Genomic DNA, 13,980 nt, shown 5'->3' on the forward strand with positions numbered 1-13,980 from the left:
GCAATAGAGCACTACTCACTTATTCCTCTTTTAAATAAACTTACGCTGCACCTTTTTGCCATCATACGAGAACCGCGCCTTTTTGTCCTCCACGACGGTCTGCAGATGAACGGTGCGCCCCCATAATGAGTAGATATGCGGGAGTGTACGCTCCAGGTACTTCAGATCCAGCTCGATACTTTCATAGCGGTGGGTGATAAATAACTCGCCATTCTTCTCGAAGTCGGCATCTTCTATGACCAAGTAAGGTGACCCGCCATTGACTCGAGCGAGTACCAGTTGATCACGTACGTTTTCCCATGCTTTGTCGGTGATTTTCCATTCCGGACCTTTTTTCTCAAAAACATAAAGATCGAGGTCGTTCACCAGTTCTTTGGAGAGATAGCTGCGGATAAAAGAGGTATCGGATTCCAACTCGCGTACCTCAAATATTTTCTCGCGGTCCCAGCGGCGTTCGATGTCTTCGAAGATTTTTAGACCAAGATAGTATGGATTCAGGCTTTGCCGTGAGGGCTGCACGACGGAGGAATTCAGTTTAGCGTATTCTACGGTTTCTTCAACGGTCAGATCCAGTTCACGGACGATACGCTGATGCCAGTACGAAGCCCAGCCTTCGTTCATGATCTTCGTCTCCATTTGTGGCCAGAAGTAGAGCATTTCATCATGAAGCATCGTCATAATATCGCGCTGCCAATCCTCCAAGACGGTGGAATATTGCTGGATGAACCAGACAATATCTTTTTCCGGCTCAGGTGGGAACGCACGATTTCCGGATGATGCTTCCTGTGGTCCAGAATTGCTCTTGTCTAGATTCCATAACTCGTCGTACGGATTAGCTGATTTGGAGCCACCCGGAGGGGCATCCTTGAGTTCTTTCATTTTGGCTTCCAGCAGATGGGTCTTACCTAGCTTACGCGGCTGAATCAGGCTGGGATCTATATGCTCTTGAATGGCCAGCACGGAATCGATGAAGCGCTCCACTGCATCGGTACCGTAGGTTACTGAATAACCGGCGATCCGATCCGCTGTAGCCGACATGCTCTCGACCATATCCCGGTTGGACATGGAGAAACGCATGTTATTTTTGAAAAAATCGCAGTGCGCCAGCACGTGAGCTACGATCAGCTTGTTCTGAATCAGCGAGTTTCCGTCGAGCAGGAAAGCATAACAAGGGTTGGAGTTAATGACGAGCTCGTATATTTTACTCAGCCCGAAATCGTATTGGGATTTCATTTTGTGAAATGTTTTTCCGAAGCTCCAATGACCAAATCTTGTCGGCATTCCATAAGCGCCGAATGTATAAATAATATCGGCAGGGCATATTTCATATCGCATGGGATAAAAATCCAAGCCGAAGCCAGTAGCTATTTCCGTAATTTCAGCAATCGCCCGCTCCAACGCATTAATTTCTTCGCTTGGCATGATTCTGTGCTCCCTCCTATAATTCTGTAGATCCAACCTGAATAAACCCTCACGAAATGGGGTTTGGCTTCATATAGATGGGTCGATCAATGTAGTTCATATTATGTATATGGGTAGGGGAGGGGCAATATGACGGGAGGGAGAATCCGTTATATATCTTTATGATTTTCTCAAGGTGATTCGTAAGTAGCTTGCAGTTATCAAAATACCATCATATTAATTATCGTGGAGAATTATTAATTCAATAGAAGAATAGAATGGTTATGGCGCACGAGTAGTGAAAGCTGGCGTATCCAAGGTCTGGGATGTGAGTCTCCTTTGAAGCCTAAAGTCGTGATCGCTTTAGACGTGGGAGGAACCTTTATTAAGTCTGGTTTGGTAGTGGATGGAGATTTGCTACAGGCTAGCTGCAAGCAACATCCTTCCTTCGCTGACCAAGATGCCGATGTGATTATTGAACAATTTATTTCTATATTTGAAGATCAATATCAGTTCTATTCCGTTACACTAGGGAAATCCTCAGACTGTACTTGGCGCATCGGTCTCGCCTTTCCCGGGCCCTTTGATTATCAGCAAGGCATCTGTTATATTCAGGGGCTTAGTAAATATGAGGCGTTGTATGGTGAGAATATACGAGAAGTATTATATACCCGGTTCAATACCTTACAACATAAGGAATGGGCGAAGCATCTGCTGCAGGCAGATATTCGATTTGAGAATGATGCGAAGCTGTTTGCCTTAGGCGTAAGCAGATTATTTCCAAATGAACGATATATTTCATTAACTTTAGGGACAGGGTTAGGCTCCGCATTTATTGATCGTGCATTGATCCTGAACGAAGGACCAGGGGTTCCCGAGGACGGTTGGCTTTTTGATAAACCTTTCCTGGAGAGCACCATAGATAACGCCTTCTCACGTCGCGGAATTCTTCGCCTAGCTGAGCAGATGGGAGCTCTAGAAAAAGGAATGGACGTGAAGGAACTCGCAGAACAAGCAAGAAACGGGAATAGCTTGTGCTGCAAGGTGTTTGAAGAATTCGGAACACGATTGGCTAGGATGCTAAAGTCCTATGTTATAGACTATCAGCCAAACCGCATCGTTATCGGCGGACAGATTGCTAAAAGCATCGATTTATTTAGCCCCGCCCTCCAGAAGGGATTGGCTGATTCATCTATTGGTATATTTTCTTCAGAAAATGTGTTCGAACACACGCTTATCGGAATATCGAGATTATTTGACGATTCCTTAGGATTCAATTGATAATTCAAAGATAACCAGTTACCGATCGATGTCGGTGACTGGTTATTTTTATGCTCCATCTTCGGCCAGGAATTGAGCATTTCATCAGGGATTATAAATGAACTTGTCGGTTCATTTATAGTTCATATTCCAGTGATAGGATTCACAGTATAATAATAAGCGTTGGAAGGTCGTGCAACATGACAAAAGTAAAACAAACCGTAGATTATCCTTTGTATAATGGACAGCCGTATTTCATGCCTATTGGCAAATGGGTAGTGATCCTTGCAAGTATCGTTGTAGGCTATTTAACAATGACAGTAGAGATTCCTTTTATGCCTAATGAAGTGCAGAGCAAGATTGCTCCGTTTCTATTCACGCTGTTTCCGTTAATCGCATTAGTGTGGGCAACCAAAGGGAAGTTAGGAATTCTCTTCAAAAAGCCTGAAGTAAGTCATGTATTATACGGGATTTTATTCTTTATTATTAATTTCATCGTAACGTTGGGGGTAGCCGCGCTGCTTTCATCGATGGGAGCTGTAACAGTAAATGCGGTGCTAGGTCATGGGGATACCCTTTCAACAGTTGAGAAGCTCTGGACATTGTTCTTCTCAGGATTTCAATTAATTGGCGAGGAATTGTTAACGATCTTGCCATTCCTGGCGATTATGCAGCTTTGCTTTATTGGCTTTAAAATGTCACGCAAGGCGTCCGTGTTTATTGCATTAATCGTAACAGCGCTCATTTTTGGTGCACTACACTTAAAAACGTACAATTTTAATTTTGCTCAGGCCATTCTGGGAATCGGAATCGCTCGAATTATTCTAACGCTTGCTTACATGAAAACAAAGAATATCTGGACGTCGATCATTGCACATATTTTAAATGACTGGGCAATATTTGGGACTAGTATGTTAGGTGGCGCAGTAGCAGCACCGTTCCTGATGCATTTCTTGCATTAAGAGCCGGAGGAATTTCCGTAGACTCACAAAGAGGTTAAGCATATAGTACGATAGATATTGAGAAGATTTCTGAGGTACAGAAGCACAGCTGATTGGATATCCAATCGGCTTTTTTTGCTATCTAGTTTAAATTTCTATCAATCTCTCTATCATCAGATATCCCTCTGAAGGGATACCCAGCCCCCGTTATTATTGGTATACTTTAACAAAAGATTCTACTTATGGAGTGTTTAAGGAGGTTATGATCGATGAGATCGAGCGGTATTCTTCTGATTTTTATAGCGCTTATAGTAACCGGTTGCTTTAACCAGCCATCCAATGGAGAAGACAAATTCACAACTACCATTAATGAACAAGAAGATGTGATAAACAGCCATGGAATGATTGTTAAGAATCTTAAGAAGTTGGATGCTTTTATCCAAAATAAAGCGGGTAAGCAGCGTGTGGTTCATTACACAATTGAGGGTGATCCGATCTTTAATGACTTGAAATATACTGACCAAGGGATTGAAATGCGGCATGATAATTCCGAAGATACGTTTGGTAGTCCCCAAGTAACCACATACACTTGTCAGAACCTTGTTAGAAACGAAACGGATAAACTTCTGTCGTATACCTTAACGGGCTGCGAGGGCGAACAAGCAAAGATCGAGCTGCTACAGATTCCTTTTGACGTAACGAAACAAGATAAGTTTGAGTTTGTTTTAAAGTATGGTGTGAACCAAAAGAACGAAATGAATACGATAGAGAAGAAGTTGGTCAAAGATCTCCAGAATGGGGAAGTAGTCGAGGTTAGTGATTTCGGGCTTTCTGAACAGGAACGTGGACAAATCTATAAAGAAATGGTTCTAGCGAATTACTTAGATGAAAAAGAATTATCTACTGAGTGTAATCGAAAACCTGCTGTAAGTTACGATTTATCGGTTGAGATTAATAGTGGAGAGCGTCATTATCAGTGGACGGAATGCCAGAATACTGAGGATGACGGTCAGATGACTGAACTAGCCCAAGCGATCATTAAGATCGTGCAGGCCGGAAGCATTTATAAGCAACTGCCTGAGGTTAAGGGGCATTACGAATAATTTAAATAAGTTGAACTAAAACATTCTAAAAAGGAAGAGTGGCGGAGGGGAAGTTTGGAACTGTAGGAGCGATAGCGTTCGCCTGAAAGCTTTCCGTAGGAAAGCTCGCTCCGGAAGCATAGGCTCACCGGATTTCAACCGTGAAACACGGTATATAATCAAGAAATCTGGGGACAACAGCGACCGGAAGTCCAAACATTCACCGCAGTCATGTTTACCTTAAAGAAATACCTTAAGTTTTTAACTAATTTTTATTCTCAGATCATTGGAGGCAGCATTCATGCACCGAATATTGTTAATTGAAGATGACGAAGCAATTAGTGAAATGGTTAGGTCCTATTTAGTAAAAGAGGGCTATGAAGTGGAAACGGCGTTTGATGGTGAAGTAGCGGAAAGGACATTCCGTACTAGTAATCCTTTTGATCTTGTATTATTAGATCTCATGCTGCCCAAGCGCAGCGGTACTGATATTCTCCAGACGATCCGTGCGACAAGTCTAGTTCCGGTGTTGATCATGTCAGCCAAGGACAGCGATGTGGATAAAGCGCTTGGACTTGGCTTTGGGGCGGATGATTATATTACCAAGCCATTTTCAATGATCGAATTAGCTGCAAGAGTGAAGGCTGCGATTCGAAGAGCGGGTTATGCTACCCCCACCATCCAACCGGAAGCTCCAATTCCTGCGAAGCAAAAAATTTCCATTGGTGGCCTGACTGTAGATTTGGATAATTTCTCTGCGCTAAAGAACGGGGAAGAGGTGAAGTTAACGTCTAAGGAATTTCATATTCTTAAGCTGTTCGTTACGCATCCGGGCAGGGTCTTCACCAAAGCGCAGATTTATGCTAGCGTATGGGCAGATGATTATTTCGGAGATGAGAACGTTATTAATGTACATATGAGAAGATTACGCGAAAAAATAGAAGATGACCCCTCGCATCCAGAGTACATCAAGACGTTGTGGGGGATCGGATATAAGCTGGGAGAGCAGCTATAATGAGCATGGCGCTTAGTGTGGTCATTGTACTCCTGCTCGTCGTCATTGGATGGCAATATCAGCATTCGCGTAAAGCTTCCAGAGACCTGAAATATATTCATGACAAGCTAAGTAGCATCATGGCTGAAGGTTCACACGAAAGACTGCTGTTATTCAGTAGTAATGTGGAGCTGCAAAGTGTGCTGATTGATCTAAATCGGCTGCTCGACATTAATCATAAAGGAAGCATTGAGCGCGTGAAGCTGGAGAAGTCCATGCGTAATATGCTGTCGAACATTTCCCACGATCTTAAGACTCCGCTAACGGTAGTACTCGGTTATATTGAGACGATTCAGCAGGATGAACATATGCCAGCCGAAGAACGGGAACGTATGATGAACACAATTCACCAAAAAGCGAATGAAGTGATCCATCTGATGAACAAGTTCTTTGACTTGGCTAAGCTGGAATCAGGGGATCGGGAAATCAATCTTTCACGTGTTGAGGCAGGCGAGGTATGCAGACGTAATATTCTCTCTTTCTATGATATCCTTAGCGCCAAGGGCAGTGAGGTAGAGATAGAGATTCCTGATGACTCGCTTTATTTCATGGGAAACGAAGAGGCGCTTGACCGGATATTGACCAATTTGTTATCGAATGCGATTGCTTACGGGGATGCCGGAGGCGTATTAGGTTTGAAACTCTATAGTGATAAGAACAAAGTATACATAGATGTTTGGGACAGGGGAAAAGGCATTAGTGAAGTTCACCAGGATAAAGTATTCGAACGGCTCTATACACTGGAGGATTCGAGAAATCGATCATATCAAGGGAGTGGTCTGGGTCTGACGATCACCAAAAGATTAACGGAGCAGATGAATGGTACCATTACACTGGTTAGTCAACCGTTTGTGAGAACAGTATTTACCCTTTCTTTTCGTAGATTAAGCTTCTAAAGAATGAAATTGTGTACAGCTTAAGATTTTTGTAAGAATCGAGTAATAAAAAAGAAAATTCTGCTGTGTACAATATGAACTAAGGAAGACGAGACGAAAACAAAGGGGAGCACGGAAATGACTACGATACTTCGAACAAGAAATTTAACGAAAACCTACCAAGGCAAAGAAGCCGTTAGCAATGTGAATATGAATATTAAACAAGGTGAAATTTATGGCTTTCTTGGACCGAACGGTGCCGGCAAAACAACGGTCATGAAAATGATCACGAACCTCGTTAAACCTACAAGTGGTGAGATTGAGTTTTTTAATGAAAAAATGACAAATCATTCGTATGAAATGCTCAAACGGATGGGCTGCATCATTGAATATCCAGTGTTTTATGATAAACTCACAGCCAAGGAAAACCTGATCCTGCATGGAGAATATATGGGCTATTATGATCCGCAAGCGATTGGCGAAGCGCTGGAGCTGGTAAAGCTTACGGGTATCGATAAAAAGCCGGTGAAGCAATTTTCGCTTGGGATGAAGCAGCGTCTTGGTATTGCCAGAGCCTTTATGACGAAACCGGAGCTACTCATTCTGGATGAGCCGATTAATGGACTAGACCCTGTGGGAATCAAAGAGATGCGTGAAGTGTTCCGGATGCTTAGCCGTGAATATGGAATGACGTTACTTGTATCTAGTCATATTCTGGGGGAAATCGAGCAGATTGCTGATACTATCGGTGTGATCCGGCAGGGTGCTCTGGTAGAAGAGGTGGCGATGGATTCCATTCGCGGTCAAAATACAGAATATATCGAAGTGGTTACGAATGAGATTAACAAAGCAGTGTACGTGTTGGAGCACAAGCTTGGCCTCAATAACTTCAAAGTACTTGATCATATTACAGTAAGAATCTATGACGGTGGAATCTCACAACGTGATCTGAATAAGGCGTTAGTGCTAGCAGACGTGGAGATTGAGAGCATCAGCAAGAAACAACATACGCTGGAAGATTATTTTTTACAATTGATTGGGGGTGAAGGCGTTGCTTAAATTAATATCTTTGGAGATTCGGAAGAATAAGCTAAAAACTCTTCTTACAGGGGCAGCAATCGTCAATCTCGCTATTCTTGGGTTTATGATTATGGTTTTATTCGTTGATCGAAATGAGAATGAACCGTCGTTCGCTTCTTACGCAGATATGTTTGAGGGTGTGTTCGTTTTTGTTAAGGCTGCTTATATTATTTTCGCTTCCGTTATTATTAGCAAGCTGGTGATTGATGAGTATAAGAACAACACTATTACTCTTCTCTTTATGTATCCTATCTCACGTAAAAAGCTAATGACTGCGAAAATATTGATAGTGTTCGCCTTCACATTTGTTGCCATCATCGTGTCAGACATTGTGGTTGGCGCTATCCTAATAGGATTCAATTCTTTTGTAGGGCTTATTCCGGGTGAGTTAAACCTTCCTATGATCACTTCAGAGCTGATCAAGTTAGGCGCAAACGCATTTTACGCAGCGGGTATTGCTCTGATTCCTTTGTACTTTGGAATGAAGAAAAAATCAGTTCCTGCCACCATCGTCTCGGCTGTGTTAGTTACGTCCCTAATTTCTGGTGGATTTGATCAAGCGCGCTTAGGTAATTTAGCGGCGGTGTCGATCTCGCTTGGCTTGATAGGAGCAGGTATTGCCTATATGGCCATTCGCAATATTGATCATAAAGATATAGCCTAAGATACTTTCAGAAATCCCTCTTAAGAATCTCAGTACGATGTGTAAATCATCGTGGCTGGGTTCTAAAGGGGGATTTGGTGTTTATCTGCGACTGATTAAAGTATATTTGCTATAATGATCAAAATAGAAGAATTTAAAATTTAAGATGATTTCCGTTCATTTTAGGGTAATGATAATGGATGAGAGAGCCTGAGGTGAAATGAATTGTGGATAAAGACTGGACGTCCATTTTAATACGATTGCTTTCGGAAGAGAGCGCTTATAAATCGTTATATGACCATCATCCTAATTTAATATTTGTGTTGGATAGGCAAGGTCGCTGCGTAGGAACGAATCGTACGTTCTATCTAGAATCCAGTGCAGAAGCATCGTTCCAAGATATAGGTCTGACAGCACTTAAAAGAATATACCTTGTTGATGTAGCAAGTTTTGAGGCTACCCTGCAAGGGAATCCCTCTAGCTTTGAATTGCAAGATCTGAACAATCCCAAAGCTGACGTTGTGAAGGGAAACTTTATTCCTATAACAATAGACGAGGGAATTGTCGGGGTATTCGCGATCATACAAGTGGATAACAGCAACTATCATCATTATTCGGAAGGGTTACATGACTGGCTAAACGCATTAGCAGATTCTTTTCATGCTAAATTATCGGATAAGGTAGAACTAGAGTCAAACTTCAAATCTACTTTTGCTGCTGAAGTCGAAGATAAACGAGCGAACCTTATTCTGAACTCCGTCTCAGCTGGAATATTCGTACTAGATATTATAGGGCGAACGCTCTTTATTAACCGTGAGGGAGCAGATATGTTAGGTTACCAGCCTACAGAATTGGTTGGCCTGAAGCTGATGGAATATATTCATCAAATCCAAGGCGATGGCTCACGTTATTCAACCCCTGATTGTCAGATCAGTCTTACAATTGCAGATGGAATTATCCGCAGGAAAGACGATGAGATCTTCTGGCGTAAGGATGGAACCAGCTTTTTTGTCAATTATCGGGTGTCGCCTCTTATGGATGGGGGGATGATCTCAGGAGCAGTTATTGCTTTTAGTGATATCACGAATGCGAAAGAAATCATTCGCGCTAAAGAATCTGCGGAACAAGCGGCGCAAGCCAAATCTGATTTTTTAGCGATGATGAGTCATGAAATTCGGACACCGATGAATGGAATGATAGGGATGTCAGATCTTTTACTTGAAACTGATCTTGGAGAAGAACAGCGGGGGTATGTCGAGATTTTACGAAGCTGTAGTTACACGCTTTTACAGATCTTGAATGACATTCTTGATTTCAGCAAGATGGAAGCGGGTAAAATGCCACTGCAAACCGAATCGTTTGAACTTCGAGAGATGATATCGGACATCATTGATTTATTTACGCCTAAAGCCGAAGAGAAGAAGCTGGCCTTGCGGTGGTGGGCGGATACGAGTGTTCCAACAACGTTACTGGCTGATCCGATCCGTTTGCGACAGATTATTGTCAATCTGGTAGGCAATGCTCTGAAATTCACAGAACATGGGAGCGTTACACTATCGGTTAAGAACATTCCACTTTCGGATTCAAAAGAATATTTATTGGAATTCTCTGTCCGTGATACAGGTGTTGGGATTGCCGATAATAAACTCAATTTATTATTTCAATCCTTCTCACAGCTGCACCCGATCATCAACCGTAAATATGGCGGTACAGGGTTGGGACTCGCTATTTGTAAGCAGCTGGTTGAGCTGATGGGTGGGACAATCTTTGTAGAAAGTGAAGAGAATAAAGGTTCAACGTTCCGGTTTATGTTACCCTTCATAAAAAAAGAAGTCGAGTTAAATTCAACTTCAAATCAGGAGGGGTAAACGCACAAATCCCCGGTCCATTGACTTACGAAGCAATGGCCGGAGGTTTGCGTTAGATTATTAATCTTGAAGCATATACATGAGACCTACAGTATGTGGGCCACAATGGCTACCAATAACACAACCTGCGTTGAGGATAGCGATCTCATTCACTTGAGTCTTCTCTCGTATCGCTGTCTCTAGATAGCGAGCATCTTCTTCCGCTAAGGTATGAACAACGATGAGCAGCTCTTTATCCATCCGATCGACGTTAACCAAGGCGTTCTGGAGCATTTGTTCCACGGCTTTTTCTTTTTTGCCACGAATTTTACTAGTAGGTACGATGCTGCCGTCTACAAGTCTAAGAACAGGACGAATTTTTAGCAGACTACCGATGAAATTCTGCATACCTGAACAACGTCCACCCATATATAAGTAATCTAGCGTATCTACCACGAATTCTGTTTCTACAAGATTACGACTCTGCTTCAGCATAGCTGCAATCTCAATGGCACTGTAACCTTTTTCAGCGGCTCTGACAGCTTTCATAACGAGGAGAGCGATGCCTCCACATAAGGTCTGTGAATCAATAACCTGTACACGCCCCTCTGGGAATTCCCCAGCAGCCAAAAGTGCATTCTGATATGTAGAGGATAGTGATGAGGAGAGACTGATATAAACAATATCATCTCCACGGCTAATTACCGGATGAAAAGCGGCGATAAAGTCAGCTGGCGAAGGCGCGGCCGTCTTTGGCAATACTCCGCTTGCTGCGACACGGCGATACACTTCTTCTGGTGTGATATCTTCACCATCTTTGTAGGTTCCTTCTTCAAACACTACGTAAAGGGGAACGATGCCGATATTAAAAGTATCCTTCCAGCCTTGAGGCAAATCGGAAGTGCTGTCTGAAAATATTTTTACAGTAGACATGAATTTCTCCTTCACCGATAATCGGACGACAATAGTCATTATTGAATCACATAATCTATTTATTATACCAAGATTAAGCCGATTCTCAAAATGAAATCGTAGAAATTCTGAAAGAAAGAAAGACTATCCGGAATTCCGAATAGTCTAAGTAAGCATTAATTTTTTTTCATAACCGGTATCCAGATCTCGCAGCGATAATCCTCTGCATCAGGACTTCCCGGAAGGTATAGCTCAAACTCGGGTCCTCCTGTATGCTCATAGCCTGTTGCAGGGAACCACTCCTGAAAGATCCGTGACCATGCTTGCTGAATAGCATTCGGCATTGGCCCTACTGAGGTGAACACAGCCCAACTCGCAGCTGGTATCGTCGTAGAAGCAAAGCCCTGAGCGTCCGTCTCTGGAGAGGCTTCGACAGCAATCCAATAGGAGAAGGTTTCTTTTTCGTGATTGAAATCTTTACAAATACCAAGGATGTCCTTATCAACACCGATCTCAATCAGCTTATCCGACGTACCATTTTCGTTAGCTTCAATCCACAGCTGGGGGATACGGCGTAAATTCTCCCCATCTTTCGTTGTCATTTCCTCTACTAGTCCGATAACATTAAAAGCGTCTCTTGTCTCAATTCTGTAGTCCATTTCTTTATCTCCCTTCAGTGATAGATGGAAGGAGAGTCTAGGGAAGGCTTTGAGCTGAACCCCTGACTCCCGCGCAGCAGAAGGAGTAATTCCATGTGCTTTGCGGAATGCTTTGGCAAACGACTCGGGAGAGTCATATCCGTATTTTAATGAGACATCTAGCACCTTAACTTTAGAAATAGCGAGTTCCTGTGCCGCCAGAGTTAGTTTCCGTTTACGGATATAGTCTTTGACTGATACTCCGGTGAGCATGTAGAACATACGCTGGAAGTGAAAAGGGGAGGAATAAGCAACCTTTGCTATATCTTCTATATTAAAGGTTTCCTCCATTTTGCTCTCCATATAATCTAAAGCTTCTTTCATGCGGATAAGCCATTCCAAGCCTGCCATCTCCCTTTGAGTTCATACTATCATGCCACCATTTGCAAATCCTGTTATTCCTTGCTCTCTAATGACAGGTTGCTGATGGAAGAATGATCTTAACAAAATCATCCTATATAGTATAACTCAGGAAGGTGGAGAGAGTCAGCTTTGTAATCTGTACACTCTTGCTTCGTAAGGACGCAGAATTTCTCGTGTGGGTGATTCATCCGGGTAATTTCCAATGATTAAATCAGTAGCGGTGCTCAGCTCAGCGGAGAGATCAACGGTTTGAGGAGCCTCGTTGAAGTTGAGCAGGATCAGCCATTGTTCATCATCTAAAGTTCTTGTATAAGCATAAAGGTTCTCATGATCAGGCAGTAGCAGCTTATATTCTCCATATACCATAATCGGATTTTTTTTGCGTAAAGCAATTAATTCCTGGTAGTAGTAGAAGATTGAATCAGAGTCTGCCAATGCTTGCTCCACATTAATTTCCTTGTAAATCGGATTTACTTTGAGCCATGGTTCTCCTTCTGAAAATCCAGCATTAGCAGATGCATCCCATTGCATCGGGGTACGGGCGTTGTCTCGGCCTTTGACATGGATAGCGTTTAGAATCGTTTCATGATCTGCGCCACCCTCAGTTACTTTTTCACGGTACATATTCAGAATTTCGATGTCTTTATAATCTTCCAGCGTTGTGAATTTTACATTCGTCATCCCAATTTCTTCACCTTGGTAAATATAAGGGGTGCCTTTAAGTGTATGTAGTAAGGTAGCGAGCATTTTGGCAGATATTACGCGATACCTCCCATCATCACCAAATCGTGAAACCATACGCGGCTGGTCATGATTGTTTAAGTACAGACTATTCCAACCCTTGTCAGCCAGACCGACCTGCCATTTATGAAGTATGTCGCGCAGTTTAGTTAATGTCCATGGGGCTACATCCCATTTGCCTCCTGGGCCGGAATCTACGTCCATATGCTCGAATTGGAATACCATTTGAAGTTCTTCACGATCTTCGTCTGTGTAAAGAACGGCATCCTCTACTGAAGCCCCTGGCGTTTCCCCGACGGTCATAATGTCATAGCTTGAAAGAACCTTTTGGTTCATTTCATGTAAAAACTCATGGACTCGGGGGCCATTCATAAAGTAATCGCCACCCCAAGCAAGTTCCTCTGGCGCCTCGCCTTCGATTTGGAAGGAAGGTAGCCCTTCTGCTTTAGAAATCAAATTAATGACGTCCATCCGCAATCCATCCACACCCTTGTCGAGCCAGAAGGTAATCATCTTGTATAATTCATCGCGCAGCTTTGGATTGTCCCAGTTGAGATCCGGTTGCTTGCGTGAGAACAGATGTAGATAGTATTCACCGGTAGTCTCATCTAGTTCCCAAGCCGGACCGCTGAATATGGAACTCCAATTGTTTGGACGTTCGCCATTCGGTCCACCTGGACGCCATATGTAGTAATCACGGTATGGATTATCTTTTGACGAACGTGACTCTACGAACCATTGATGTTCATCAGAAGAGTGGTTGATTACAAGATCCATCATTAGCTTAATGCCACGATCATGCAGTCCAGTCAGTAGTTCCTCCCAGTCTTTTAGCGTGCCGAACTCATCCATAATATCTTCGTAATCGCTGATGTCATAACCATTATCATCATTTGGCGATTTATATACTGGTGACAACCAAACTACATCGACACCGAGCTTCTGCAAATAATCCAGACGTGAAATGATGCCTTGCAGATCTCCAATACCGTCACCATTACTATCTTGAAAGCTGCGTGGATAAATTTGATAAACGACAGCTTCCTTCCAAAAGGTTCTTTTCATTAATAATCACTCCTTATA

12 protein-coding genes are annotated in these 13,980 nt (G+C 42.8%); 8 read left to right on the forward strand and 4 right to left on the reverse strand.

What is annotated here, in order from left to right; all coding sequences use genetic code 11:
• Positions 1 to 30 precede the first annotated feature (30 nt).
• Entirely contained in the window at positions 31 to 1,422 is a 1,392-nt protein-coding gene (locus MKX35_RS30485) for a SpoVR family protein (RefSeq protein ID WP_076300009.1), read from the reverse strand.
• Between the two features lie 318 nt (positions 1,423 to 1,740).
• Between MKX35_RS30485 and MKX35_RS30490 the strand changes: the two genes are divergently transcribed.
• The 8 genes from MKX35_RS30490 to MKX35_RS30525 all read left to right on the forward strand — a co-directional run bounded on the left by MKX35_RS30490 (position 1,741) and on the right by MKX35_RS30525 (position 10,204).
• Entirely contained in the window at positions 1,741 to 2,682 is a 942-nt protein-coding gene (locus MKX35_RS30490) for an ROK family protein (RefSeq protein ID WP_081382955.1), read from the forward strand.
• Between the two features lie 179 nt (positions 2,683 to 2,861).
• Complete coding sequence (locus MKX35_RS30495; RefSeq protein ID WP_076300007.1) at positions 2,862 to 3,623, forward strand: CPBP family intramembrane glutamic endopeptidase; 762 nt, start codon at positions 2,862 to 2,864, stop codon at positions 3,621 to 3,623.
• 248 nt (positions 3,624 to 3,871) lie between these two features.
• Positions 3,872 to 4,705: a DUF4362 domain-containing protein gene (locus MKX35_RS30500; RefSeq protein ID WP_076300006.1), complete on the forward strand. Its 834-nt coding sequence runs from the start codon at positions 3,872 to 3,874 to the stop codon at positions 4,703 to 4,705.
• Between the two features lie 280 nt (positions 4,706 to 4,985).
• Entirely contained in the window at positions 4,986 to 5,699 is a 714-nt protein-coding gene (locus tag MKX35_RS30505) for a response regulator transcription factor (protein ID WP_076284202.1), read from the forward strand.
• Positions 5,699 to 6,634: a sensor histidine kinase gene (locus MKX35_RS30510; RefSeq protein WP_076300005.1), complete on the forward strand. Its 936-nt coding sequence runs from the start codon at positions 5,699 to 5,701 to the stop codon at positions 6,632 to 6,634. The genes MKX35_RS30505 and MKX35_RS30510 overlap by 1 nt, the downstream gene beginning before the upstream one ends.
• Before the next feature lie 117 nt (positions 6,635 to 6,751).
• Complete coding sequence (locus MKX35_RS30515) at positions 6,752 to 7,672, forward strand: ABC transporter ATP-binding protein (protein ID WP_042186309.1); 921 nt, start codon at positions 6,752 to 6,754, stop codon at positions 7,670 to 7,672.
• Positions 7,656 to 8,357: an ABC transporter permease gene (locus MKX35_RS30520; protein ID WP_231573408.1), complete on the forward strand. Its 702-nt coding sequence runs from the start codon at positions 7,656 to 7,658 to the stop codon at positions 8,355 to 8,357. The genes MKX35_RS30515 and MKX35_RS30520 overlap by 17 nt, the downstream gene beginning before the upstream one ends.
• A 206-nt stretch (positions 8,358 to 8,563) precedes the next feature.
• On the forward strand, positions 8,564 to 10,204 hold the full coding sequence (locus tag MKX35_RS30525) for a PAS domain-containing sensor histidine kinase (RefSeq protein ID WP_076284199.1): 1,641 nt from the start codon (positions 8,564 to 8,566) through the stop codon (positions 10,202 to 10,204).
• Between the two features lie 60 nt (positions 10,205 to 10,264).
• Here MKX35_RS30525 and MKX35_RS30530 read toward each other — a convergent pair whose 3' ends face one another.
• The 3 genes from MKX35_RS30530 to MKX35_RS30540 form a co-directional block, all read right to left on the reverse strand.
• A complete protein-coding gene (locus MKX35_RS30530) occupies positions 10,265 to 11,116 on the reverse strand; it encodes a DegV family protein (RefSeq protein ID WP_076300004.1) in 852 nt (283 codons plus the stop codon).
• A 155-nt stretch (positions 11,117 to 11,271) separates the two neighbouring features.
• Positions 11,272 to 12,135, reverse strand: a complete 864-nt coding sequence (locus MKX35_RS30535; RefSeq protein WP_179085751.1) for an AraC family transcriptional regulator — start codon at positions 12,133 to 12,135, stop codon at positions 11,272 to 11,274.
• Positions 12,136 to 12,279: 144 nt separating this feature from the next.
• The gene (locus MKX35_RS30540) at positions 12,280 to 13,962 is read right to left on the reverse strand and encodes a glycoside hydrolase family 13 protein (protein ID WP_076300003.1); all 1,683 of its coding nucleotides are present in this window, start codon (positions 13,960 to 13,962) and stop codon (positions 12,280 to 12,282) included.
• Positions 13,963 to 13,980 lie beyond the last annotated feature (18 nt).

Origin of the sequence: Paenibacillus sp. FSL R5-0923, from assembly GCF_038009145.1 — a bacterium.
GTDB lineage: Bacteria > Bacillota > Bacilli > Paenibacillales > Paenibacillaceae > Paenibacillus_AQ.

Coding starts and splice junctions, on each gene's coding strand:
- MKX35_RS30485 (WP_076300009.1), bottom strand. CDS start 1,422: ATGCCAAGCGAAGAAATTAATGCGTTGGAGCGGGCGATTGCTGAAATT.
- MKX35_RS30495 (WP_076300007.1), top strand. CDS start 2,862: ATGACAAAAGTAAAACAAACCGTAGATTATCCTTTGTATAATGGACAG.
- MKX35_RS30500 (WP_076300006.1), top strand. CDS start 3,872: ATGAGATCGAGCGGTATTCTTCTGATTTTTATAGCGCTTATAGTAACC.
- MKX35_RS30505 (WP_076284202.1), top strand. CDS start 4,986: ATGCACCGAATATTGTTAATTGAAGATGACGAAGCAATTAGTGAAATG.
- MKX35_RS30510 (WP_076300005.1), top strand. CDS start 5,699: ATGAGCATGGCGCTTAGTGTGGTCATTGTACTCCTGCTCGTCGTCATT.
- MKX35_RS30515 (WP_042186309.1), top strand. CDS start 6,752: ATGACTACGATACTTCGAACAAGAAATTTAACGAAAACCTACCAAGGC.
- MKX35_RS30530 (WP_076300004.1), bottom strand. CDS start 11,116: ATGTCTACTGTAAAAATATTTTCAGACAGCACTTCCGATTTGCCTCAA.
- MKX35_RS30540 (WP_076300003.1), bottom strand. CDS start 13,962: ATGAAAAGAACCTTTTGGAAGGAAGCTGTCGTTTATCAAATTTATCCA.